The sequence below is a fragment of the Pseudomonas sp. GW823-FHT04A03 genome (assembly GCF_058796615.1).
In genome coordinates this window covers 1,237,905-1,261,874 of record NZ_JBXAIV010000001.1, presented here as the reverse complement: position 1 = coordinate 1,261,874, position 23,970 = coordinate 1,237,905, and the positions used below count along the sequence as shown (strand labels likewise).

Here is a 23,970-nt window from a genome sequence, read left to right as displayed (position 1 = left end):
TGCTGATTCCAGAGCAGTTTGGCAATGGCTGGCACGGCCCCGCATCAGGCAGTGTAGGAGCTGATGCGGGGAGCGTGCGGGTGCTTCGTCAGAAGGTGAGGTCGGCGCTGGAGGTCACAGAATCAGGTCACGTACTGGGCGATGCCGTTGCCGAATGACCAGTTCTCTTTTTTCACTTCCACCAGATTGATGAACACGTCTTCCTGACGCACGGCCAGTTGCTGGTTCAGGTTGCGCGCGATGGTCTGGAACAGCCGTTGTTTCATCTCCACGGTGCGGCCTTCGCTGATGGTCAGCTGGATGAACACGATGCCGTCGCTGCGCTGGATCCCCAGGTATTGCGGGTCATAGACGAAGTGCTGGTCGTCGTGCTCGGCCAGCACCTGGAAATTGTCGTGTTCCGGCACATTGATCTCGCTGCGCAGGGCGGCGTAGATCACTTCGCCAATGCGTTTGGCGAACGTCGGGTCCGGGTTTTTCTTGATGTCGACGCGGACGAGAGGCATGGGATGGCTCCACAGGCGAGGGGACTGGACGGGGATGTCAGTCAATTCGCCATTGGGTATAGCCGAAAAATGCCAGACGGTGAGGTTGTTTAAAAGCGTTAGGAAATGGACGCACCGTCCTGCGGGATTTACGGATGTTGCCTACGAGTGCTGCCGGATTCATCCGCTATACGGCGGGGTGAGAAGCGCGGAATTATAGAGAGCAGGACGGGATGCGTTCTTCATGACGAAGCAGTAATCCGGACGGAAATTGCCATCAGCCAAGGAAGGCCAATGCTTCAGAACAACCGCGAAAACCTGGAACTCGACAGGCTGCATAACGAAACGCGAAAACTGATAGCTGAGCGGCAGAAGCTTATGGCGGAACAGAAGAAGCTGAAGTGGGAGACGTATTTTTATCCGGTTGCGGTGGTGGCCGGCGTGTTGACGGCAAGCGCGGCATTGGCAGGCGTCTTTTTCAAGTTTTGAGCGTTCGTTTTCGCAATCTTCAGACACATGACCCAAAAGGAAATCAACATGAGCACCTATGACGCCAAAGCCAGAATGGAACAACTGGAACGGGAACACGATGAGTGGGCCGAAAAAATACGTATCAAAGACAGGAAAGAAATGCGCCCGATCTGGGGGTTGATGGGTCTGGGCATCTTTTGCATGTTCCTCGGCTTCATATTGGCCCGATCGATCTGATCGGGCTTTCCCATGGCTTATTCGGCGCCGGTACATGCCATAAAGCGACATGTCGCGTATCTGGCGCCGACAGGCTTTTTCCTGAAAACGACAAGCCTCCGATCTGCTCCGTACAACCATTCCTCAGCTAAGTCTTTGCTTCTGCTCATTTATCGCGGAGAATCGCGCCCCTGTTTCGGCCGGAGCATGTCTGTCGGTTTTTTCCGACGCGTCCTGACCGAGTGGCAAGTGACCGGAATGCGGAGATCCGACCGGATGAATGATCAGGCCAATAGCGTCGAACAACGCTTTGAAGCGGCAGCACCAGCCGAACTGTCGAGCTGGAATCGCCATGACACTACCTGGATGTTGGGACTGTTTGGGACGGCCATCGGCGCCGGTACCCTGTTTTTGCCGATCAACGCAGGTCTGGGTGGCTTCTGGCCGCTGGTGATCCTCGCGCTGCTGGCCTTCCCGATGACGTTCTACGCACACCGCGGCCTGACCCGCTTCGTGCTCTCCGGTCGCGAAGGCGCCGACATCACTGATGTGGTGGAACAGCATTTCGGCATCAAGGCCGGCGCGCTGATCACTCTGCTGTACTTCTTCGCGATCTTCCCGATCCTGCTGATCTACAGCGTTGGCCTGACCAACACGGTCGCCAGTTTCCTCGAACACCAACTGCACATCACGCCGCCACCGCGCGCGCTGCTGTCGTTCGTGCTGATCCTCGGCCTGCTGGCCGTGGTGCGCTGCGGCGAGCAAGTGATCGTCAAGGCCATGAGCCTGATGGTGTATCCGTTCATCGTCGCGCTGCTGTTCCTGGCGGTGTACCTGATTCCGCACTGGAACGGCGGCATCCTGACCACCGCTTCGCAAGTGCCGGCACCGTCGGCGCTGCTGCACACGTTGTGGCTGGCGATTCCGGTGATGGTGTTCTCGTTCAACCACTCGCCGATCATCTCGGCGTTTGCGGTCGATCAGAAGCGTCGGTACGGCGTTCACGCGGATGAGCGCAGCTCGCAGATACTGTCCCGCGCACACCTGCTGATGGTGGTGATGGTGCTGTTCTTCGTGTTCAGTTGCGTGCTGACCCTGTCGCCGGAGCAACTGGCGGAAGCCAAGGCGCAGAACCTGTCGATCCTGTCGTACCTGGCCAACCACTTCAGCAACCCGACCATCGCGTTCGCGGCGCCGCTGATTGCATTCGTGGCGATCTCCAAGTCGTTCCTCGGCCACTACATCGGTGCCAGCGAAGGTCTGAAAGGCTTGATCGTCAAAAGCGGCAAGCGCCCGGGCGCCAAGGCTCTGGACCGAATCGTGGCGGCGTTCATGCTGGTGGTGTGCTGGATCGTGGCGACCCTGAACCCGAGCATCCTCGGCATGATCGAAACCATCGGTGGCCCGGTCATCGCGGCGATCCTGTTCCTGATGCCGATGTACGCGATCCGCAAAGTGCCGGCGATGGCCCGTTATCGTGGGCAGATGTCGAACGTGTTTGTCACCGCAGTGGGTCTGGTGGCGATTTCGGCGTTGATCTACTCGCTGACTGCTTGAGGTTCAACACAAGATCCCGTTTGATCTTGTGAAAAAGAAAGGCCGATCTGCCTCGCAGGTCGGCCTTTTTTGTGCCTGTATGGTTTGTAATTGATCGTTCCCACGTCGAGGCGTCGAACCGTCTGCGTGGGAATGCCTCTTGTGACGCTCTGCGTCACGGTTCAGGACGCAGAGCGTCCTTGGCTGCATTCCCACGCGGAGCGTGGGAACGATCAACGCGGAGGCATAAAAAACGCCGCACATCTCGCGATGGGCGGCGTTTTTCATTGCGTTGCAGCGTTAGGCTTGAACGACCGGAATCTTGGCGTTCGCAGCAGCTTCACGGAACTCGGCAATCTGGTCGAAGGACAGGTAGCGGTAAACATCGGCCGCCATGCTGTCGATCTTGCCAGCGTATTCCATGTACTCCTCGACGGTCGGCAGGCGACCCAGGATCGAAGCAACGGACGCCAGCTCAGCCGAAGCCAGGTAGACGTTCGCGCCGTCGCCCAGGCGGTTCGGGAAGTTACGGGTCGAAGTCGACACCACGGTGCTGTTCGGCTCAACGCGTGCCTGGTTACCCATGCACAGCGAGCAGCCTGGCATTTCCATGCGCGCGCCGGCCTTGCCGTAGATGCCGTAGTAGCCTTCTTCGGTCAGTTGGTGAGCGTCCATCTTGGTCGGCGGCGACAGCCACAGACGGGTTGGCAGCTGACCCTTGACCTGATCCAGCAGTTTACCGGCAGCGCGGAAGTGACCGATGTTGGTCATGCACGAACCGATGAACACTTCGTCGATCTTCTCGCCAGCAACGCTGGACAGCAGACGGGCGTCGTCCGGATCGTTCGGCGCGCACAGTACCGGCTCGCTGATGTCGGCCAGATCGATTTCGATGACTTCGGCGTATTCGGCGTCGGCATCGGCTTCCATCAGTTGCGGGTTGGCGATCCAGGCTTCCATCGCTTGAGCACGACGCTCCAGGGTACGCGCGTCGCCGTAGCCTTCGCCGATCATCCAGCGCAGCAGGGTGACGTTGGATTGCAGGTACTCGGTAATCGACTCTTTCGACAGCTTGATGGTGCAACCGGCAGCCGAACGTTCGGCCGAGGCGTCGGACAGTTCGAACGCCTGTTCCAGGGTCAGACCTTCCAGACCTTCGATTTCCAGGATGCGGCCGGAGAAGGCGTTTTTCTTGCCTTTCTTCTCGACGGTCAGCAGACCGTTCTGGATGGCGAAGTAAGGAATGGCATGAACCAGGTCACGCAGGGTGATGCCAGGTTTCATTTTGCCTTTGAAGCGCACCAGGATCGATTCCGGCATGTCCAGCGGCATGACGCCGGTGGCAGCGGCGAACGCGACCAGACCGGAACCGGCCGGGAACGAGATGCCCATCGGGAAACGGGTGTGCGAGTCACCACCGGTACCGACGGTGTCCGGCAGCAGCATGCGGTTCAGCCACGAGTGGATGATGCCGTCGCCCGGACGCAGGGAAACGCCGCCGCGGGTCATGATGAAGTCAGGCAGGGTGTGGTGGGTGGTCACGTCGATCGGCTTTGGATAAGCCGCGGTGTGGCAGAAGGACTGCATCACCAGATCAGCGGAGAAGCCCAGGCACGCCAGGTCTTTCAGTTCGTCACGGGTCATTGGACCGGTGGTGTCCTGAGAACCTACGGTGGTCATCTTCGGTTCGCAGTAGGTGCCAGGACGAACGCCTTTGCCTTCTGCCAGACCGCAAGCCTTGCCGACCATTTTCTGCGCCAGGGTGAAGCCCTTGGTGCTTTCAGCCGGAGCTTCAGGCTTCTTGAACAGGTCGAACGCTGGCAGACCCAGTTCGGCGCGAGCCTTCTCGGTCAGGCCACGGCCGATGATCAGCGGGATACGGCCGCCGGCGCGGACTTCGTCCAGCAGGACCGGGGTCTTCATTTCGAAGGTGGTGATGACTTCGTCGGTACCGTGCTTGCAGACTTTGCCTGCGTGCGGGTACAGGTCGATCACGTCGCCCATGTTCATGTTCGATACGTCGAACTCGATTGGCAGTGCGCCGGCATCTTCCATGGTGTTGTAGAAGATCGGAGCGATTTTGCTGCCGAAGCAGAAACCGCCAGCGCGCTTGTTCGGCACGTAAGGGATGTCGTCGCCGAAGAACCACAGAACCGAGTTGGTCGCCGATTTACGCGAGGAACCGGTACCGACCACGTCACCGACGTAGGCGATAGGGAAGCCTTCGCCGCGCATGGTTTCGATCTGCTTCATCGGGCCGGTCTTGCCTTGCTCGTCCGGAACGATGCCGTCACGGGCCATTTTCAGCATGGCCAGGGCGTGCAGCGGGATGTCTGGACGCGACCAGGCGTCTGGGGCAGGGGACAGGTCGTCGGTGTTGGTTTCGCCGGTGACCTTGAAGACGCGCAGGCTGATCTTGTCGGCCAGCACAGGGCGCTTCTTGAACCACTCGCCGTCAGCCCAGGATTGCAGCACGGCTTTGGCGTGAACGTTGCCGTTCTTGGCTTTTTCAGCCACGTCGTGGAAGGCATCGAACATCAGCAGGGTGTGCTTGAGTTCTTCGGCGGCCACTGGCGCCAGCTCGGCGTCGTCCAGCAGTTCAACCAGGGTCACGATGTTGTAGCCGCCCTGCATGGTGCCGAGCAGTTCTACAGCGCGCTTCTTGTCCAGCAGAGGGGAGGAGACTTCGCCCTTGGCCAGTGCGGAGAGGAAACCGGCCTTGACGTAGGCGGCTTCGTCCACTCCTGGTGGTACGCGATTGGTGATCAGGTCAACGAGGAAAGCTTCTTCGCCAGCCGGAGGATTCTTCAGCAGCTCGACCAGGCCTGCAGTTTGTTCGGCGTTAAGCGGCTGGGGAACGATACCCAGGGCTGCACGCTCTTCGATATGTTTGCGGTAGGCTTCAAGCACAGTTATTACCCTCATCAGTGGTCCCAAATGGGTGTCCGGGACGCTCATCCCGAAATTGCCGTACTCATGCTCCTCACGACGTTGTGGGTCGTTCGGCCAGAATTACCGGCAATTCCTTACAGAAGCTGCTTTCAAAGTTTTACGCCTGCAGAACGGGGAGCTGATGAGGGTTGGCGTTTGGCTTTTCCCCGCTGGAAAAACCTTACGCCAACACCGCTCTGAAGGAACGACTGTGCTCGTGACGCTTTGAAAACAGCTTCTAACGGACATTGGCGCCTAAAAAGGCTGGCTGATTCTACGGCAAAAAAAATTTAAAGGTAAGTCGCGCTCTATTGGACTTTGGTTGCGTTGTGCGCGGCTGGGGCAAACCTTGATCCAGCGCTTGTCCCTGACGTTTGAGGGGTGATGAATGGCGGACAAAGGGCTAACATGCCGACCTGTTCCGCGTTTCAAGTGTTCTGCCCATTCTATGCCCAATCAGACCATCAAGACCCCCTGCGTCGGCCTCTGCTCCACCGTTTACGGTGATCTGGTGTGCCGTGGCTGCAAGCGTTTCCACCACGAAGTGATCCACTGGAACGGTTACAACGAGGAAGAAAAGCGCGCGGTCTGGCTGCGTCTCGAGCAATTGCTGTCACAAGTGATGGCGAGCAAGATCGAAGTCTTCGATCCGGCGCGTCTGCGCCATCAGCTGGAACAGCGCAAGATCCGCTTTGTGCCGCATCAGTCGGAATATTGCTGGGCTTATCAGCTGATCGCCCGGGGCGCGCGAGTGATCATTAATCTGGAAGCCTACGGGATGGTGCTGCTGCCGGAGTTTCGCGACTGGAACCTGCCGGAACTGCGGGATGCCATTGATCGGGAATTTTTCCTGCTGTCGGAAGCGCACTATCAGCGTTACATCGCGCCCGGTTTCCTCAAGGATGCGCTGGGCGACTGAGCATTACCTGTGGCGAATACGCTCGCCACAGGATCACAACAATGCTTAATGTTTCACCGCCAGCTCTACCAGATGATCCTCGACCTCCTGCGGTTTGAGCACCAGCACGTCACTTTCCAGTTGATCCAGCACCTGTTCAGCCGTATTGCCGATCAACGCTCCCGATACCCCACTGCGCGCCACCGTGCCAATCACGGTCACAGCCGCCTGCAGCTTGTGCGCCATGAACGGAATGAGCACATCCGCCGGGCCTTCCTCGACGTGCAAGTGAGCGTCATCGATGTCGAATTCAGCCTGAAACGCCCGGCATTGTTCGCGATAGCGCGCCTCGATGGTTTCCTTGAGCTGGAAGGTCGGGTCGGCCGCCGACAACATCGGCGATGGATGAGCGGTAATCACGTGCAGATGCCCCTTGGCCAGGCTGGCGATGTCGAAGCCGTGGTCGATGATCGTGGTATGCAGATGACGGTGTTCGCCATCGGCATTGCCCACGTCGACCGCTGCCAGAATCACCTTGTCCTTCCACGAACCGGCGGTTTTCACCAGCAGCACCGGCGTAGGGCAGTGGCGCAGCAGTTTCCAGTCCGCCGGGGTCAGCAGGGCCTTTTTCAGCGAGCTGTCGGGGAAGTGCTGCTTGATCACCAGCCCGCAGCCTTCGGCTTGCTGCACGTCGATGATGGTTTCGTGCAGGCTCTCGTTCCACGCCTGCTCGGTGGTGACGCTGTAGCCGTCCGCCAAAAGCGCGGCCTTGAGCACGCTGAGCATGCCGGCGTGATCGTGCTTCTTGTCGCAGACCAGCAGGTGCAGATGGGCCTGGGTCACCCCGGCGATCAGCTTGGCGCGCTTGAGCGCCAAGCTTTCCGCGTGTTCGGGTTCGATGACCACCAGAATGCTGCGAATGGCTTGCATGAGTGAGTCTCCAGCAATGAAAAGGCACGGCGTTGCACAACTATAGTTGCTGCGCATCCGTCTGCGACTTGATGCATATCAACGCGGGCGGCTGGTGGTCTGCGGGCAGGCCGGTATAATCGGCGCCCTTCGCTCGAACACCTTTTGACCGTGAGCCCCATGATCCTTCCCGAAATCCACGAATTCCTTGGTTGCCGCACGCCTGACGCCTGGGTTGAAGCCGCGCTGGCCGATCAGGAGACCCTGCTGATCGACCACAAGAACTGCGAGTTCAAGGCCGCCAGCACCGCGTTGAGCCTGATCGCCAAGTACCATTCCCACGTCGATCTGATCAACATGATGTCGCGTCTGGCCCGGGAAGAACTGGTGCACCACGAACAGGTGATGCGCATCATGAAGCGACGCAAGATCGAACTGCGCCAGCTGCACGCCGGCCGTTATGCCTCGAGCCTGCGCAAAGTGGTGCGCAGCCACGAACCGGTGAAACTGGTCGACACCCTGGTGGTCGGCGCCTTCATCGAAGCGCGCAGTTGCGAGCGGTTCGAAGCGCTGGTGCCGCATCTGGACGAAGAACTCGGCAAGTTCTACTTCGGCCTGCTGAAAAGCGAGGCCCGGCATTTCCAGGGTTACCTGAAACTGGCCTACCAGTACGGCGACGCCAAGGACATCGCGCAAGTAATCGAGAGAGTCCGCGCTGCCGAGCAGGACCTGATCGAGTCGCCGGACGAGGAATTCCGTTTCCACAGCGGCGTACCCGTCGCGGCATGAATTGTTAAAAACTCTTAAGAGTATGAAACATCAACGAAAACCGGCCCTGGAGGCCGGTTTTTGCTGCCTGCGATAAACGTCTCGCCATTGAATGCCCGCATAATGTCGCCCACTTCACAAAGCGGTTGGCGGCGGTTGTTATGGATAACCTGGGTTTTGGCAGAGTCCTGCTGGTGGAAGACGATGAGCGGCTGGCCGCGCTGATCGCGCACTTTCTCGAACAACACGGCTACGAGGTACGCACCGTGCATCGCGGCGATCTGGCCGTGGCCGCGTTTCTCGAATTCAAGCCCAAGGTGGTGGTGCTCGACCTGATGCTGCCGGGGCAGAGCGGCCTGCACGTGTGCCGGGAAATCCGCAGCGTGTCGGACACGCCGATCGTCATCCTGACCGCCAAGGAAGACGACCTCGACCATATTCTGGGCCTGGAGTCCGGGGCCGACGACTACGTGATCAAACCGATCAAGCCACCCGTCCTGCTCGCGCGCCTGCGTGCCCTGCAACGCCGGCAAGTCCCCGAAAGCGGCGTAGTGAGTTCGCTGGAGTTCGGCAACCTGATCATCGACCGCAGCTGCCGCGAAGTGCGCCTGGCGGGCGAGTTGATCGAGCTGACTACCATGGAATTCGAGCTGCTGTGGCTGCTGGCCAGCGCCGCCGGCAAGATCCTGTCGCGCGATGACATTCTCAACCGCATGCGCGGCATCGCCTTCGATGGCCTCAATCGCAGCGTCGACGTGTACATCAGCAAGTTGCGCAACAAACTCAAGGACAACCCTCGCGAACCGGTGTGCATCAAGACCGTGTGGGGCAAGGGTTACCTGTTCAATCCGTTCGCGTGGGAGTTGTAGATGCTGCGGTTATTTCTCGGGCTGTTTCTGGTGATGACGGTCGGGCTGGTGGCGGCGCTGCAAACCGTCGAACACACCTTCAACGCGTTGCTCGACAACCAGATGCAAGCCTACAACCGTGAAGCCGTGCGCGGTCAGGCCTGGTCGCTGATCGAACACATGCGCGACCAGCAGGGCGCGGCGCGCGAGGCGCAACTGGAGGCGTTGCGGCCGCACTACGGGCTCACGCTGAGCCTGGTCGAGGCTGACCAACTGAGCCTCAACGATCAGGAGAAAGCCGAACTGGCCCAGGACCTGCTGGTGATTCGCGATGACTACACCCAGTTCATCAGCAACATCGACGGTGGTTCGCAGTTGCTCAGTATCAAGCTGCCGCCCGAACCGAGCCTGATGCCGTTCTACATTGCCGGGGCCTACCTGATGCTGGCGGTGCTGCTCGGCATCGTTTTGTACTTCTGGGTTCGCCCGCACTGGCGCGATCTGGAAAAACTGCGGCTGGCCGCCGAGCGCTTCGGCGACAACGACCTCTCAGTGCGGATCCAGCTGTCCAAACGCTCGAACATCCGCGACCTGGCCGGCCACTTCAACCTGATGGCGGCGCGCATCGAAGGCCTGATCGCCAATCAGCGCGAACTGACCAACGCGGTCTCCCACGAACTGCGCACGCCGATTGCCCGGCTGTCGTTCGAACTCGACCAGCTCAAGCAACAACCGGACGCCAGCCAGAATCGCGAACTGATCGCCGACATGTACGCCGACCTCGGCGAGCTGGAAGAAATGGTCTCCGAACTGCTGACCTACGCCAGCCTTGAACGCGGTGCGACGGTGATCACCCGCGAAAACATTCAGGCGGCCAACTGGCTCGACAGCGTGGTCGGCAGCGTGGCGCTGGAAGCCGAGGCGGCCGGGGTGCAGCTGTTGATCGTTGATTGCCGGGTCGATGAAGTGCGGATCGAACCGCGGTTCATGGCGCGGGCGGTGATCAATCTGCTGCGCAATGCCATTCGTTATGCCGAGCAGCGGGTCGAGGTGTCGCTGGTGCGCATCGGCGATCAATACGAAGTGCAGGTCAACGACGACGGGCCGGGCGTGCCGCTGGAAGGACGGGAGAAAATCTTCGAACCGTTCTCGCGCCTGGACGCCAGCCGTGATCGCCGCACGGGCGGCTTCGGCCTCGGTCTGGCGCTGGTGCGGCGGGTGTCACAATCCCATGGCGGGCAGGTGGAAGTCGGCGATTCACCGTGGGGCGGCGCGTCATTTCGCATGACCTGGGCGCATCTGGATTAACCCAAAGCCCTTTGAACACCCTCAATCCCTGTGGGAGCGAGCTTGCTCGCGAAGAGGCCGGTAGATTCAGCATTGATGTCAGCTAAACGGGCGAACTCGCGAGCAAGTCGAATCGTCGCACCGTCGCTCCCACAGGATCGGAGTTCCGTCAGCTGAGTACATAGTCAACTGGCTTCAGCGCCGGCGGCAACGGCTCAGTCCCCAGCTCCGAGAGAATATCCCGCTCGATACCCCGCACCAGCGCATCGGTCGGCAAATCGTTTTCATCCCGGCCGAACGGGTCTTCCAGCTCATCGGCAATCGCATCCAGCCCGAAGAAGGTGTAGCTGACAATCGCCGTGAACAGCGGCGTCAGCCAGCCCAGCGGTTCGGCCATGGCGAACGGCAGCAGGATGCAGAACAGGTAAATCGTACGGTGCAGCAGCAAGGTGTAGGGGAAGGGCAGCGGCGTGTTCTTGATCCGCTCGCACACCGCCTGCGCCTGGGTCAGGCTGGTCAGGTGATTGGCCAGCAGCATGTAGCGCCATTCGCTGAGATCGCCTGACTCGTGCAGATCGGAGCATTGTTGACCGACCGTCTGCAGGATGCGCCCGCTGTAGTCCGGCACCTGCGCATCATGTTGCGGGGTGATCCATTCGGCGCTGGCGGCGGCTTCGTCTTCCCGGCGTAACCGTGCATTCAGCGCATGGGCGAAACCAGCGAGGTTGAGCAGCAACAGACGGCGCTGTGCCGATTCGCGGATCACATGGGTCTCGCGAATCACCGAGCGCACATGCACGATCACTTCGCCCCAGGCCTTGCGCGCTTCGTACCAGCGGTCGTAGCAGGCGTTGTTGCGAAAATTCATGAAGATCGACAACGACAGGCCGAGCAGGGTGAACGGCGTGGCGTTGACCTTGGTGAAGTTGCTCGGGTGGAGCATTTCCACCAGCACGATGGCCGACGCCAGCAGCGTGACCATCAGGGCGCGCAGGGCGATGCGTTTGGCAATCGAGCCCTTGAGGGTGAAGAGAATGGCGAATTGATTGACCTTGGGTCGGATGATCATGCGGCTCTCTGCCTTGAAAACGTGGCGGATCAGCCGCCGGTCATGTTCATGAAACGCACCACTTGCACGTCGTCGTTCACTTCAAAGTTGTGCCGGTAAGGCTTGAGTTTCATCGCTTCGATGATGGCTTTCTCCAAGCGTTCCGGTTGACCCGGATGAGCGCGCAACACCGCTTTCAGATCCACCGAATGCTCGTTCCCCAGACACAGTAGCAAACGCCCCTCGACGGTCAGCCGCACCCGGTTGCAGGTGCCGCAGAAGTTGTGGCTGTGGGGCGAGATGAACCCCAGCCGAATGTGCGGCGCTTCGGCAAGCCGCCAGTAGCGCGACGGGCCCTGGGTCGATTCGGCGGAGTCGATCAGGGTGTAGCGTTCGGCGATCTTTTCGCGCACCTGGGTGCTGGAAAAGAACGACTCGGCGCGGCTGTGTTCGCTGATGATGCCCAGCGGCATTTCCTCGATGAAGGAAATATCCAGATCGCGCTCGATGGCGAACTGCACCAGATCGTTGATCTCGTGATCGTTGCGGCCCTGCATCACCACGCAGTTGAGTTTAGTGCGGGTAAATCCGGCGGCGCGCGCGGCGTCGATGCCGTCGATCACCTGGGCCAGGTCGCCGGTGCGGGTCATCTGCTTGAAGCGCTCGGCATCGAGGCTGTCGAGGCTGACGTTGAGGCGCTTGACCCCGGCGTCGAACAGCGGGCTGGCGAGTTTGCTGAGTTGCGAGCCGTTGGTGGTCAGGCACAGTTCGCGCAGGCCGGGCAGGGCGGCGATCTGCTTGCACAACCCGACGACGCCCGGGCGAATCAACGGCTCGCCGCCGGTCAGGCGGATCTTGCGGGTGCCCAGTGCGACGAAGCTCTGCGCCAGTTGATAGATCTCTTCCAGCGTCAGCACCCGTTGGCGCGGCAGAAACTGCATGTCTTCGGCCATGCAATACACGCAACGGAAGTCGCAGCGGTCGGTGACCGACATGCGCAGGTAGTCGACGCGGCGGTTGTAACCATCGATCAAGACGCGCTCTGACATGACAGCCTCGCTTGGGTGAAATCCGCTATTGAAGGGATTGGGTCGGCGCAGGTTATGAGCAACTTCGAACAGCGTCCAATCACTCTTAATGACCGGCCGATTGATGCTGTCGATGATGAAATAATTATTCGGTTTTTTGCGCTTCTTAGTTTTGCAAGTGCCCGTATTTAAAGGGTTTAAAGCCGTGATAGATGCTTTCGATAACGCAGTCATTAATAGCGATTAGACAAGTTTTTGCAGCGGTTCCTATCCTTGGCCCCGTCAAACGAAACGACCACTTTTTTAACTTGAAAGTCAGTCGTCGCTGTTTAAACCCGATCAGGTTTTTGCCTGTGTGCATCGTCATGGAGAAGTCCCATGTCACAAGTCGACCGTTACAAACCCTACAAGGGCGCCGCTGCGGGTTGGGGCGCTGTGATCAGCCTCACCAAGAACTGGCTGGGCAGTGAAAACGCCCTGAAAAACATCCGCGCCATGCTCAAGACCAACCAGAACGGCGGCTTCGACTGCCCCGGTTGCGCCTGGGGTGAAGCGCCCGGCGCGAGCATGCTGAAGTTCTGCGAGAACGGCGCCAAAGCGGTGAACTGGGAAGCCACCGGCCGCCTGGTCGATCCGGCGTTCTTCAACAAGTACACGGTCTCGACGCTGGCCGAGCAAAGCGATTACTGGCTCGAATACCAAGGCCGGATCACCCATCCGATGCGCTACGACGCGCGGGTCGACCGCTATGTCGAGATCACCTGGGACGACGCCTTCGCACTGATCGCCAAACACCTCAAAGGCCTGAAATCGCCCCACGAGGCCGAGTTCTACACCTCGGGCCGTGCCAGCAACGAAGCGGCGTTTCTCTATCAGTTGTTCGTCCGTGCCTACGGCACCAACAACTTCCCGGACTGCTCGAACATGTGCCACGAAGCCAGTGCGGTGAGCATGGGCGAGAGCCTGGGCGTCGGCAAAGGCACGGTGGTCTACGAAGACCTGCACCATGCCGACGCGATTTTCGTGATTGGCCAGAACCCCGGCACCAACCACCCGCGCATGCTCGAACCGCTGCGAGAAGCGGTGAAACGCGGCGCTCAAGTGGTGTGCATCAACCCGCTCAAGGAGCGTGGGCTGGAGCGTTTCCAGAACCCGCAGAACCCGATCGAGATGCTCAGCAACGGCTGGGAAGCGACCAACACCGCGTACTTCCGCCCGGCACTGGGCGGCGACATGGCGATGATTCGCGGCATGGCCAAATTCCTGCTGGAGTGGGAGCGCGAAGCTCAGGCCACGGGCGGTGAACCGGTGTTCGATCACGCGTTCATTGCCGAGCACACGTCGGGTCTCGACAGCTACCTGGCCGAAGTCGATGCCACCAGCTGGGAGCACATCGTCGAGCAGTCCGGCGTGCCGCTGCATGACATCGAACTGGCCGCGCGCATGTACGCTCGCGCCAAGAGTGTGATCATGTGCTGGGCCATGGGCCTGACCCAACACGTGCACTCGGTGCCGACCCTGCAGGAAGTCATCAATCTGCAACTGCTGCGCGGCAACGTCGGCCGTCCGGGCGCCGGGCTGTCGCCGGTGCGTGGCCACAGTAACGTGCAGGGCGACCGCACCATGGGCATCAACGAACTGGCCCCGACCGAGCTGATGGACGCCCTGGAAAAACGCTTCAACTTCAAGGTGCCGCGCATGCACGGCCACAACACGGTGATGGCGATTGGCGCCATGGAGCGCGGCGAAGCCAAGGTGTTTATCGGTCTGGGCGGCAACTTCGCCCAGGCCACGCCGGACACTCCGCGCACCCACGCCGCGATGCGCAAACTCGACCTGAGCGTGCACATCTCGACCAAGCTCAACCGCAGCCATCTGGTGACCGGGCGTGATGCGTTGATCCTGCCGTGCCTGGGCCGTACCGACATCGACGTGCAGGCCGAAGGTCCGCAAGGCGTGACCGTGGAAGACACCTTCAGCATGGTGCATTTGTCGTTCGGCCAACTGAAGCCGAAGTCGGCGCACCTGAAATCCGAGCCGGCGATCATTGCCGGGATCGCTGCCGCCACATTGGGCAAACACCCGATCGACTGGGAATGGGCGGTGGGCGACTACGGGCGCATCCGCAACCTGATCGCCGACGTGATTCCGGGCTTCGAGAATTTCAACGAGAAGCTGCTGATCCCCGGTGGTTTCCACCTCGGCAACAACGCTTCCGACCGGGTCTGGAAAACCGAATCCGGAAAGGCCCAGTTCACCTCGTGTGTGCTGCCGGAACATCTGATCAGCGAAGGCGTGCGCAACCTGCCGGTCAAACCGCATCTGATCCTGCAAACCATGCGCTCCCACGATCAGTACAACACCACGCTTTACGGCCTCGACGACCGTTATCGCGGGGTTTACGGCATGCGCGACGTGGTGTTCGCCAACGAGCAGGACATCCGACGGCTCGGTTTCGAACCGGGGCAGAAGGTTGATCTGGTGGCGCTGTGGGGCGATGAGCGTGAACGTCGGGTCAGCGGTTTCACCCTGATCGCCTACGACATTCCGGCCGGGCAGGCTGCCGCGTACTACCCGGAAACCAATCCGCTGGTGCCGCTGGAAAGCTACGGTGACCGCACCTACACGCCGACCTCCAAATTCGTGGCGATCCGCCTCGAAGCGGCCGAGGCGAGCAACCTGATCCCGTCGTCGGTGGCGTAACCGACTCACGCGATCCAACCCTTTTGTATTTTGACTGGCTGCAGGCGTTCGCGCCTGGCGGTGGCCCGGCCGTGTGCTGCCGCTTTTCAGCCTTGATGAGGACATCATCATGTTCAACCTGGAGGCACTGGACCTGGCGCGAATTCAATTCGCGTTCACGGTTTCGTTCCACATCATCTTCCCGGCGATCACCATTGGCCTCGCGAGTTTCCTGGCGGTACTCGAAGGCCTGTGGCTGAAAACCCGCAACGACACTTACCGCGATCTCTACCATTTCTGGTCGAAGATCTTCGCCGTCAACTTCGGCATGGGCGTGGTCTCGGGGCTGGTCATGGCGTACCAGTTCGGTACCAACTGGAGTGGGTTTTCCGACTTCGCCGGCAGCGTCACCGGGCCGTTGCTGACCTATGAAGTGCTGACCGCGTTCTTCCTTGAGGCCGGGTTTCTCGGGGTGATGCTGTTCGGCTGGAACCGCGTCGGCCGTGGCTTGCACTTCTTTGCCACGGTGATGGTTGCCATCGGTACGCTGATCTCGACCTTCTGGATTCTTGCTTCCAACAGCTGGATGCAGACCCCGCAAGGCTTCGAAATCGTTGACGGCCGGGTGATGCCGGTCGACTGGCTGGCGATCGTGTTCAACCCGTCGTTCCCGTTCCGTCTGGCGCACATGGCGATTGCTGCATTCGTCGCCACGGCGTTCTTTGTCGGCGCTTCGGCAGCCTGGCATTTGCTGCGTGGCAACGACAGCAAAGCGGTGCGCAAGATGTTTTCCATGGCGCTGTGGATGGCGCTGATCGTGGCGCCGATTCAAGCGGTGGTCGGTGACGCCCATGGCCTGAACACCCTGGAGCATCAACCGGCGAAAATCGCCGCCATCGAAGGCCACTGGGAAAACGCCGACAACGGGCCGACCCCGCTGGTGCTGTTCGGCATCCCCGACATGCAGGCGGAAAAGACCAAGTACGCGATCGAGATTCCGTACCTCGGCAGCCTGATCCTCACCCACAGCCTCGACAAGCAGATTCCGGCGCTCAAGAGCTTCCCGAAAGAAGACCGGCCTAACTCGACCGTCATTTTCTGGAGCTTCCGCGTCATGGCCGGGCTCGGCATGTTGATGATTCTGGTCGGCGTGTTGGGGCTGATGCTGCGGCGCAACGGCAAGGTCTACCGGCATCGCGGCTTCCAGCGTCTGGTGCTATTGATGGGGCCGAGCGGTCTGATCGCGCTGCTGGCGGGTTGGATCACCACCGAAGTCGGGCGTCAGCCGTGGGTGGTGTACGGCTTGATGCGCACCCACGACGCGGCGTCCCATCACTCGGTGGCGCAGATGAGCACCTCGCTGGCGCTGTTCGTCGTCATCTACTGCTCGGTGTTCACCGTGGGCATCGGCTACATGATGAAACTGGTGAGCAAGGGCCCGCAGCCGCACCACGAACATCCGCCCGAAGGCACTCAGGTGCAGACCCCGCGCCGGCCACTTTCGGCGGTCACCGACAACCTCGAATCCGCGACCCGGATCCACTGAAAAAGGAGCGTTGAGTCATGGGTATTCAAGGTATCGATCTCTCGTTGATCTGGGGCGTGATCATTGCCTTCGGGGTGATGATGTACGTGATCATGGACGGCTTCGATCTGGGCCTCGGGATCCTGTTCCCGATGATCAGCGACGAGCAGGAACGCGACGTGATGATGAACACCGTCGCGCCGGTCTGGGACGGCAACGAAACCTGGCTGGTGCTCGGTGGCGCGGCGCTGTACGGCGCGTTTCCGCTGGCTTACGGGGTGATTCTTGAGGCGCTGTATCTGCCGCTGATCTTCATGCTCGCGGGGTTGATTTTCCGCGGTGTGGCGTTCGAGTTTCGCTTCAAGGCGCCGGCTGAAAAACGTCATCTGTGGGACTGGGCATTCATCGGCGGTTCGCTGTTGGCGACGTTCTCCCAGGGCGTGGTGATCGGCGCGTATGTGGCGGGAATTCCGGTGGTGGATCGGCAGTTTGCCGGTGGCGGTCTCGACTGGCTGGCGCCGTTCCCGCTGGTCTGCGGCGTCGGTCTGGTGATCGCTTACGCCTTGCTCGGCAGCACCTGGCTGCTGGTCAAGACCGAAGGCATGCTGGAATCGCGGATGCGTCACTACAGCCGTCCGCTGGCGTGGCTGTTGCTGGCGATGGTGGTGGTGATCGGCGCGTGGACGCTGCAACTGCACCCGGAGCTGGCCAGTCGCTGGTTCAACCATGCGCACCTGACCGTGTTCGCCGGGCTGGTGGTGTTGGCGGTGCTAGCGCTGATCGGGCTGTTGCGCTCGCTGCGTCAGCGCCACACTCACTGGCCGTTCGTGTTCACTCTGGTGCTGATGTTCCTCGGTTACATCGGCCTGGCGCTGAGCATCTGGCCGAACATCATCCCGCCGTCGGTCAGCCTGTGGGCGGCCGCATCACCGGCCACCAGCCAGCTGTTCGCCCTGATCGGCGCGCTGTTCATTCTTCCGGTGATCCTGATGTACACCTTCTGGAACTACTACGTGTTCCGCGGCAAAGTGAGGATTGGCGATGGCTACCATTGATTCGCGTGAAGTGAAATCCAGCCCCTGGTACAAGCGTCTGGGCTGGCTGTTGCTGATCTGGTTGGGCAGCGTGGTCTCGCTGGCGGTGGTGGCGAGTCTGCTGAAACTGGCGATGTATGCGGCCGGGATGAGGACTCATTGACCATAAAAAAACCGGAGCCTGGCTCCGGTTTTTTATTGCGCGGGATTTACTCCCCGCCAAACATCGCAGTCCAGTAAATCCCGGCGCTGCTCTTCGGATCAACTGCGTAAGCAGCGCCCAGCTCGCGGTATTGCGGATTCATCAGGTTGGCGCAATGGCCGGGACTGGCGAGCCAGCCGGCGACGACTTTCTGCACCGTGTCCTGCCCGGCGGCGATGTTTTCGCCGACCTGCTGACCGCTGTAACCGGCAAGTTCCGCGCGGTCGCCGGGGGTGCGGCCGTCGCGGTCCTTGTGGTCGAAATAATTGTTGTTGGCCATCTCGCGGCTGTGTTCCTGGGCGACGCCGCCGAGTACTGCGTTCCACGCCAGCGGCGCAGTCGCTGCGAATGCCTGACCGCCGCACTGGCGCGGTTGGGCGCGGGCGGCGTTGAGTTGTTCGAGGAGTTTCTGGCCTTCAGCCTGACCGTCGCCGAGGCGGGCGGACAGCAGCGGTCGCGCCAGGGTAATGCGCCAGTCACGGTCGGCGCGGCTGACGCCGATATCGACGAACTGCGGATCCAGCACCACCTGACAGAAACTTTCCTGGATCGCCTTCATTGCCGACGCCGCATCCCGTGGCCCGTTCAGGGTAATCGCCTGCACGTTGACCATCGGGTAGCGAGCGCTGGACATCGCCTGCTGCAAATCCACCACGCCGCTGGCCGGCAGAATCAGGCGCGGATCGGCCGACAGCGGCGGCAATTCGCTGGACGCCTGGCTGCCACAACGCTGCGGCTGGCTGCGGTAGCTGTTGATCGATTCGATCAATTGCGACTCGTCGGTGGCCATGGCCGAAGTGGCCAGCGCCAGGCCCACGGACAACGCGGCGAGTCGCAGAACGGATGGCATGAAGCGCATGGAAATCTCCCTTGGGCTGAGTGCGCACATCATGCGCGAAAGGGCCCCGGTTCGTGCAATGTCTTTTTCTTCACGACGCGGATTTTTCTGCAGAACGATTCCGTGCAATTTGCCGTCTACACTCTGCGAAGACCCCGGAAACCGGGCGTCTCAACCACGTAACACTTTGCCCGCATCGGGCCCTGCCGGAAGAATGATCATGCGATTGAACGGGTTGCTTTGCTGTCTTGCGTTGACCCTGCTGAGCGGCGCGGCACTGGCCACCGATCAGGCTCCGATCAAGGAAAAGGCCGAGGCGAAAGCCGAGGTTCTGGAAGAGAAGGCCGCCGATAAACCCGACGCGCCCCCGGCACCTAAATCCGAAGCCATCACCCCGACTGAAGCGCAGGCGGTTGACCCCGCCGGCGCCGCACCGCTGGACGATCCGATCACCTGTCTGGCGCGCAGTATCTATTGGGAAGCCAAGGGCAAGGACAATGCCGACATGGAAGGCGTGGCCAGTGTGGTGATGAATCGCCTCGGGCATGACGGCTTTCCAGGCACGGTCTGCGAGGTGGTCAAGCAGGGCTCGGAAACCAAGAGCTGCCAGTTTTCCTGGTGGTGCGACGGGCGTCCGGATCAGGTCAAGGAAGATGCCGAATACGCGCTGGCCAAGGAAATCGCCGGCAAGGCACTGAACCGCCAGCTCACCGACCGCACCCACGGCGCGCTGTATTTCCACGACCGCAATGTTCATCCAAGTTGGGCGAAGGAATACACCAAGACCGCCGAGACCAAGAAATTCCTGTTCTATAAACCCGCAGGCGGAGATGCGCGTTAGGCGCAGACTTCTCGCACGCAATTGCGCAGCCAGCGATGCGCCGGGTCGGCGTCCATGCGCGGATGCCAGAGCATCGACACGCTGATGTCCGGCATCCGGAATGGCAGGGCGAAGCTGTGCAGGCCCGTGCGCAGTTTGCTGGTGTGACGTTCCGGAACAGTGGCGATCAGGTCCGACTCACGGACCAGCGTCAGCGCCGCCGAAAACCCGCCGAACGAGGTGACGATATCCCGCGTCAGCCCCAAGGCAAGCAATGCTTCGTCCACCGGTCCGCTGCTGCGCCCGCGTCGTGACACCAGAATGTGCTGGCCTGCGGCAAAGCGTTTGGCGCTGACCTTGCCGCTGCTCAATGGATGACCCTCACGCACCACGCCTATCCAGTGATCGCGGAACAGGATGCGGCTGTGCAGCGTCGGGTCGGTGCTGTCGTCGACCACGCCGGTTTCCAGATCCACCCGACCTACGCGCAGCAGCGTGCTGTCCTTGTCGGCTTTTTGCACAAAGCGCAGGCGCACGCCGGGCGCCTCTTCGGCGATGCGGGCGAGCAGGGCGGCGGCGAAGGTTTCGACAAACCCGTCGGTGTTGCGCAGGGTGAAGGTGCGCCGCAACTGGCCGGGATCGAGCACCTCTGCCGGGCGTAAAACCGCTTCGGCTTCCTGCACCAGGTAACTGACCCGGTCGCGCAGTTCCAGCGCGCGCGGGGTCGGTACCAGTCCGCGACCGGCGCGCACCAGCAGCGGATCCCCGGTGGTTTCCCGCAGCCGGGCCAGCGCACGGCTCATGGCTGACGGACTCAAGCGCAGGCGTTCGGCGGCGCGGGCGACGCTGCCTTCGCTCAGCAATACGTCGAGGGTGATCAACAGGTTCAGATCCGGTGCATTCATGACATGGCGTTCCATGCAGGTATCAAGTGCAAAGCATGCGTCTTGCGCCTTGTATTGTCGAGGCTCAGGCTATGTCCCATGACTTCCGCATTGTGAGCCCCCCATGCACCGAGAACCTCTGAGCCCTTCAGCCCGCTGGGCGCTGACCAGTCTGGCGCTGTCGATGCTGATGCCGTCGCTCGACACCAGCATCGCCAACGCCGGATTGCCCACGCTGGCAGCGGCGTTCGATGCGACGTTTCAACAAGTGCAGTGGATCGTGCTGGCCTATCTGCTGGCGGTCACCACATTGATTGTCAGCGTCGGGCGGCTGGGTGACGGCTTCAGTCGGCGGCGCTTGCTGTTGATCGGCATCGGCATTTTTACCGCCGCTTCGCTGGCCTGCGCACTGGCGCCGAGCCTTGGCTGGCTGATCGGTGCGCGGGCGGTGCAGGGTCTGGGCGCGGCGATCATGTTTGCGCTTACGGTGGCGCTGGTGGCCGATGCGGTGCCCAAAGCCCGGGCCGGCAGTGCGATGGGCTTGCTGGCTACGATGTCGGCGACTGGCACCACCCTCGGGCCGTCGCTTGGCGGGCTGTTGATGGCGCATGTTGGCTGGCAGTCGATCTTTGTGATCAACGTGCCGTTGGGATTGCTCAATGCGTGGCTGGTGTATCGGTATTTGCCGAAGGATCGCATCGTGCGCTCGGGTGTTGCATTTGATTATCCCGGCACCGCCGTACTGATGCTGACGCTGGCGGCCTACGCACTGGCGATGACGATTGAAGGACTCACCCCTACGTTGCTGTTGCTCAGCCTGTTGGGCGTTGGGTTGTTCATCCTGGTCGAGAAGCGGAGCAAGGCGCCGCTGATCCACTTGTCGTTGTTCACCGACACGCGAATCAGCAGCAGTCTGGCGCTGACGTTGCTGGTGACCACGGTGATGATGACCACGCTGGTGGTCGGGCCGTTTTACCTGAACCGAGGTTTGGGGCTCACCAGTACGCAGGTCGGACTGGTGTTGTCGATCGGGCCGTTGTTGGCGGCGTTCAGCGGCGTACCGGCCGGGCGGCTGGTGGATCGTTTCGGTGCGCGGCGGATGGTGCCGGGTGCGTTGCTCGGCCTGGCTTGCGGTTGCGGTTTGTTGGCGCTGTTGCCGATGAGTGTCGGAGTGCTTGCATACGTGCTGCCGATCACGGTGGTCGCCTTGAGTTATGCGCTGTTCCAGGCCGCCAACAACACCGGGTTGATGTCCGGGGTTGCTCAGGATCAGCGCGGCGTGGTCTCGGCCATGCTCGGGCTGTCGCGCAACCTGGGGTTGATCACCGGGGCGGCGGCGATGGGCGCGGTGTTCGCCCTGGCCACGGGCGATCCGACTCAGGCACCGGCCGCCGTTATTGCGGCCGGCTTGCACATGACTTTCGGCGTGGCCTCGGCATTGATGTTCGCGGCGTTTGCGCTCGGTGCCTTCACGCACCTGCGTCTCGCGTCTCCCGTGCCGGAAAGAACAGTTCAAAGCAGGTGATGCCGTCGGCGCTGCTGACGCTGTAGCGGCCCTGATGCAACTGCATGATGGTCGCGACAATCGACAGGCCTAGTCCGTTGGATTGGGCCGAGCGCTCGCGGGACGGATCGACGCGGTAGAAGCGCTCGAACAGCCGCGAAAGGTGTTCCGCCGGAATCGTCGCGCCCTGATTGCGCACCCGCAGATAGCTGCCGTCCGCTTCGGCGATGGCTTCGACCTGCAACGTCGAATCCGCCGCGCCGTACTTGATCGCGTTGGCGCACAGGTTGGCCAGGGCCCGACGCAGCAGCATCGGCTCGGCCCAGATCACACCGCTGCCACTGGCCTCGATGGTGACGCCGACATCCGCCGCCAGCCCTTCAAAGTAGTCGGCGATGCGCTGCATTTCATCGCAGGCGTCCAGTTCCTGACGCTGGCTCAGTGCGCTGGCCGGGTCGGTGCGGGCGAGAAACAGCATGTTGTCGAGCATCCGCGACAGCCGTTCGAGTTCTTCGACGTTGGAGGCGAGCAGCTGTTGATAGGCGTCGACGCTGCGGTTCTGTTGCAGGGCGACCTGGGTTTCCCCGAGCAGGTTGTTGATCGGCGTGCGCAGTTCGTGGGCCATGTCGGTGGAGACCTGGCTCAGTTGCGCAACCCCTCGGTCGAGCCGGTCCAGCATCGCATTGAAAGACTCGATCATCGGCTGCAATTCCCGGGGCGTGCCTTGGCGGTCGAGGCGTTCGCCGAGGTTGGCGATGCCGATCCCGTGGGCATGCCGGGCAATCCGCCGCAACGGCAGCAAACCGCGATACACCAGCAGGCAGCCGACCAGCGCCAGCACGATCGCTGCCAATGACGCCAGGCCGTACACGCTGAGCCGGTAATTGGCGAGCATCGCCGTGCGCTCGCTCATCACCTTGGCGATGAGCACCTGCAGGTTGCCCTGGTCGCCGGAGTCGATACTCGCCGCCACCGCCGAGAACGGCACGCCGTTGAGGCTCGGCAGATGCTGCACGTCGTTAAGCGCCATGACATGGTCGATTGGTACGGCGGGCACGCTCGGCAGTGCCAGGTCGCTGGGATTGACCACGAACAGCGGCGGTTGCCCCGGCGCACCGATGGTCAGCAGCGCTTCGCGGTTGCCCAGCATGTTCTGGAACAGCGCCGGTTTGGTCTTGATCAACTCCAGCGTGTTGCTGTCGTTGAGGATGGTGCGCAACTGATCGATGCGGCTGACCAACTGGATGTCGTCGCGGCGGGTCAGTTGCTCTTCCAACTGGTTGTAAAGCGCCGCGCCGAGGCCTGCCAGTGCGGCGAAGGCGAGCACGGCGAACACCAGCGCCAGTCGCAAGGTCAGGGAGTACGTGCCGGCGATTTTCATGGCTGAGTATCAAAGCGGTAGCCGATGCCGCGCACGCTGTGGATCAGCTTGAGCGGGAACGGATCGTCGATCTTCGCCCGCAGGCGGCGCACGGCGACATCGACCACATTGGTGTCGCTGTCGAAATTCATGTCCCACACCCGCGAGGCGATCAGTGAACGCGACAGCACTTGCCCGGTATGGGTGGCGAACAATTGGAGCAGGGCGAATTCCTTGTTGGTCAGGGTGATCCGGTTGCCGGCGCGGGTGACCCGGCGCTTGAGCACGTCGATCTGCAGATCGGCCACCTGCAATTGCTCTTCTTCATGGATCGGCCCGCGCCGGGTCAGAGTGCGCAGGCGCGCCACCAGTTCGGCGAAGGAAAACGGCTTGATCAGGTAGTCGTCGGCGCCCAGTTCCAGGCCTTTGACCCGGTCGGCGATGTCGTCGCGGGCAGTCAGGAACAGCACCGGCGTGTCGGTTTCCTTGCGCAGCCGGCGCAGGACTTCCCAGCCATCCATTTTCGGCATCATCACGTCCAGCACGATCACGTCGAAGTCGAACTCCAGCGCCAGGTGCAGACCGTCGGCGCCGTCCCGGGCCAGGCTCACGCTGTAGCCCAGTTCCTGCAAGCCGTTGAGCAAGTAATTGCCGGCCTTGGGTTCGTCTTCGACAACAAGGATATTCATGGGCACT

General features: G+C 61.3%; 22 protein-coding genes. 13 read left to right on the top strand and 9 right to left on the bottom strand.

The features are described from left to right. Nucleotides 1-122 precede the first annotated feature (122 nt). On the bottom strand, nucleotides 123-506 hold the full coding sequence (locus tag AC1Q9F_RS05410; RefSeq protein ID WP_007958838.1) for a tautomerase family protein: 384 nt from the start codon (nucleotides 504-506) through the stop codon (nucleotides 123-125). 273 nt (nucleotides 507-779) lie between these two features. Here AC1Q9F_RS05410 and AC1Q9F_RS05405 point away from each other — a divergent pair, with 273 nt between their 5' ends. The 3 genes from AC1Q9F_RS05405 to AC1Q9F_RS05395 all read left to right on the top strand — a co-directional run bounded on the left by AC1Q9F_RS05405 (nucleotide 780) and on the right by AC1Q9F_RS05395 (nucleotide 2,729). Next, nucleotides 780-974, top strand: coding sequence for a hypothetical protein (locus AC1Q9F_RS05405; protein ID WP_007958836.1), 195 nt, complete (start codon nucleotides 780-782; stop codon nucleotides 972-974). A 48-nt stretch (nucleotides 975-1,022) separates the two neighbouring features. Next, entirely contained in the window at nucleotides 1,023-1,193 is a 171-nt protein-coding gene (locus AC1Q9F_RS05400; protein WP_007958834.1) for a hypothetical protein, read from the top strand. Between the two features lie 255 nt (nucleotides 1,194-1,448). Then, a complete protein-coding gene (locus tag AC1Q9F_RS05395; RefSeq protein WP_039767145.1) occupies nucleotides 1,449-2,729 on the top strand; it encodes an HAAAP family serine/threonine permease in 1,281 nt (426 codons plus the stop codon). Between the two features lie 279 nt (nucleotides 2,730-3,008). On the opposite strand, the gene acnB is transcribed toward AC1Q9F_RS05395, so the two are convergent. Then, entirely contained in the window at nucleotides 3,009-5,618 is a 2,610-nt protein-coding gene (acnB, locus tag AC1Q9F_RS05390; protein WP_179695755.1) for a bifunctional aconitate hydratase 2/2-methylisocitrate dehydratase, read from the bottom strand. Nucleotides 5,619-6,087: 469 nt separating this feature from the next. Between acnB and AC1Q9F_RS05385 the strand changes: the two genes are divergently transcribed. Next, nucleotides 6,088-6,558 (top strand): DUF1289 domain-containing protein, encoded by a 471-nt coding sequence (locus AC1Q9F_RS05385; protein ID WP_492618736.1) that lies wholly within the window; start codon nucleotides 6,088-6,090, stop codon nucleotides 6,556-6,558. A gap of 45 nt (nucleotides 6,559-6,603) precedes the next feature. Here AC1Q9F_RS05385 and AC1Q9F_RS05380 read toward each other — a convergent pair whose 3' ends face one another. Further along, a complete protein-coding gene (locus tag AC1Q9F_RS05380) occupies nucleotides 6,604-7,467 on the bottom strand; it encodes a universal stress protein (RefSeq protein WP_007958823.1) in 864 nt (287 codons plus the stop codon). Between the two features lie 159 nt (nucleotides 7,468-7,626). On the opposite strand from AC1Q9F_RS05380, the gene AC1Q9F_RS05375 reads away from it, so the two are divergent. From AC1Q9F_RS05375 to AC1Q9F_RS05365, 3 genes are all read left to right on the top strand, one after another. After that, the gene (locus tag AC1Q9F_RS05375; protein ID WP_085602796.1) at nucleotides 7,627-8,235 is read left to right on the top strand and encodes a MiaE family protein; all 609 of its coding nucleotides are present in this window, start codon (nucleotides 7,627-7,629) and stop codon (nucleotides 8,233-8,235) included. Nucleotides 8,236-8,375: 140 nt separating this feature from the next. Further along, nucleotides 8,376-9,083, top strand: a complete 708-nt coding sequence (locus tag AC1Q9F_RS05370; RefSeq protein WP_007958821.1) for a response regulator — start codon at nucleotides 8,376-8,378, stop codon at nucleotides 9,081-9,083. Then, nucleotides 9,084-10,370, top strand: coding sequence for an ATP-binding protein (locus AC1Q9F_RS05365; RefSeq protein WP_492618737.1), 1,287 nt, complete (start codon nucleotides 9,084-9,086; stop codon nucleotides 10,368-10,370). A gap of 148 nt (nucleotides 10,371-10,518) precedes the next feature. Here the strand turns inward: AC1Q9F_RS05365 and AC1Q9F_RS05360 are convergent, their stop codons facing one another. Further along, nucleotides 10,519-11,418 carry a bestrophin family protein gene (locus AC1Q9F_RS05360; RefSeq protein ID WP_007958819.1) on the bottom strand — a complete coding sequence of 300 codons (900 nt, stop codon included), beginning with the start codon at nucleotides 11,416-11,418 and terminating at the stop codon, nucleotides 10,519-10,521. 29 nt (nucleotides 11,419-11,447) lie between these two features. Beyond that, a complete protein-coding gene (gene moaA, locus AC1Q9F_RS05355) occupies nucleotides 11,448-12,446 on the bottom strand; it encodes a GTP 3',8-cyclase MoaA (protein WP_492618738.1) in 999 nt (332 codons plus the stop codon). Between the two features lie 357 nt (nucleotides 12,447-12,803). Here moaA and AC1Q9F_RS05350 point away from each other — a divergent pair, with 357 nt between their 5' ends. The 4 genes from AC1Q9F_RS05350 (at nucleotide 12,804) to AC1Q9F_RS05335 (ending at nucleotide 17,829) form a co-directional block, all read left to right on the top strand. Next, nucleotides 12,804-15,128, top strand: a complete 2,325-nt coding sequence (locus AC1Q9F_RS05350) for an FdhF/YdeP family oxidoreductase (protein WP_492618739.1) — start codon at nucleotides 12,804-12,806, stop codon at nucleotides 15,126-15,128. A 109-nt stretch (nucleotides 15,129-15,237) separates the two neighbouring features. Beyond that, the gene (locus tag AC1Q9F_RS05345; RefSeq protein WP_492618740.1) at nucleotides 15,238-16,653 is read left to right on the top strand and encodes a cytochrome ubiquinol oxidase subunit I; all 1,416 of its coding nucleotides are present in this window, start codon (nucleotides 15,238-15,240) and stop codon (nucleotides 16,651-16,653) included. 17 nt (nucleotides 16,654-16,670) lie between these two features. Beyond that, the gene (cydB, locus tag AC1Q9F_RS05340) at nucleotides 16,671-17,687 is read left to right on the top strand and encodes a cytochrome d ubiquinol oxidase subunit II (RefSeq protein ID WP_492618741.1); all 1,017 of its coding nucleotides are present in this window, start codon (nucleotides 16,671-16,673) and stop codon (nucleotides 17,685-17,687) included. Then, complete coding sequence (locus AC1Q9F_RS05335) at nucleotides 17,674-17,829, top strand: DUF2474 domain-containing protein (RefSeq protein WP_102687029.1); 156 nt, start codon at nucleotides 17,674-17,676, stop codon at nucleotides 17,827-17,829. Before cydB ends, AC1Q9F_RS05335 begins: the two co-directional genes overlap by 14 nt. A gap of 46 nt (nucleotides 17,830-17,875) precedes the next feature. Here the strand turns inward: AC1Q9F_RS05335 and AC1Q9F_RS05330 are convergent, their stop codons facing one another. After that, nucleotides 17,876-18,727: a CAP domain-containing protein gene (locus AC1Q9F_RS05330; protein ID WP_007950586.1), complete on the bottom strand. Its 852-nt coding sequence runs from the start codon at nucleotides 18,725-18,727 to the stop codon at nucleotides 17,876-17,878. Nucleotides 18,728-18,926: 199 nt separating this feature from the next. On the opposite strand from AC1Q9F_RS05330, the gene AC1Q9F_RS05325 reads away from it, so the two are divergent. After that, nucleotides 18,927-19,547: a cell wall hydrolase gene (locus tag AC1Q9F_RS05325; RefSeq protein WP_207983110.1), complete on the top strand. Its 621-nt coding sequence runs from the start codon at nucleotides 18,927-18,929 to the stop codon at nucleotides 19,545-19,547. Here AC1Q9F_RS05325 and AC1Q9F_RS05320 read toward each other — a convergent pair. Continuing rightward, nucleotides 19,544-20,431 carry a LysR family transcriptional regulator gene (locus AC1Q9F_RS05320; protein ID WP_492618742.1) on the bottom strand — a complete coding sequence of 296 codons (888 nt, stop codon included), beginning with the start codon at nucleotides 20,429-20,431 and terminating at the stop codon, nucleotides 19,544-19,546. The genes AC1Q9F_RS05325 and AC1Q9F_RS05320 overlap by 4 nt on opposite strands. A gap of 103 nt (nucleotides 20,432-20,534) precedes the next feature. Here AC1Q9F_RS05320 and AC1Q9F_RS05315 point away from each other — a divergent pair, with 103 nt between their 5' ends. Continuing rightward, nucleotides 20,535-21,935, top strand: a complete 1,401-nt coding sequence (locus tag AC1Q9F_RS05315) for an MFS transporter (protein WP_492618743.1) — start codon at nucleotides 20,535-20,537, stop codon at nucleotides 21,933-21,935. On the opposite strand, the gene AC1Q9F_RS05310 is transcribed toward AC1Q9F_RS05315, so the two are convergent. Both AC1Q9F_RS05310 and AC1Q9F_RS05305 read right to left on the bottom strand, forming a co-directional pair. Further along, on the bottom strand, nucleotides 21,880-23,295 hold the full coding sequence (locus tag AC1Q9F_RS05310; protein WP_207983108.1) for a heavy metal sensor histidine kinase: 1,416 nt from the start codon (nucleotides 23,293-23,295) through the stop codon (nucleotides 21,880-21,882). The two genes, AC1Q9F_RS05315 and AC1Q9F_RS05310, sit on opposite strands and share 56 nt — an antisense overlap. Further along, complete coding sequence (locus AC1Q9F_RS05305) at nucleotides 23,292-23,963, bottom strand: heavy metal response regulator transcription factor (protein ID WP_007950581.1); 672 nt, start codon at nucleotides 23,961-23,963, stop codon at nucleotides 23,292-23,294. The genes AC1Q9F_RS05310 and AC1Q9F_RS05305 overlap by 4 nt, the downstream gene beginning before the upstream one ends. Nucleotides 23,964-23,970: the final 7 nt, after the last annotated feature.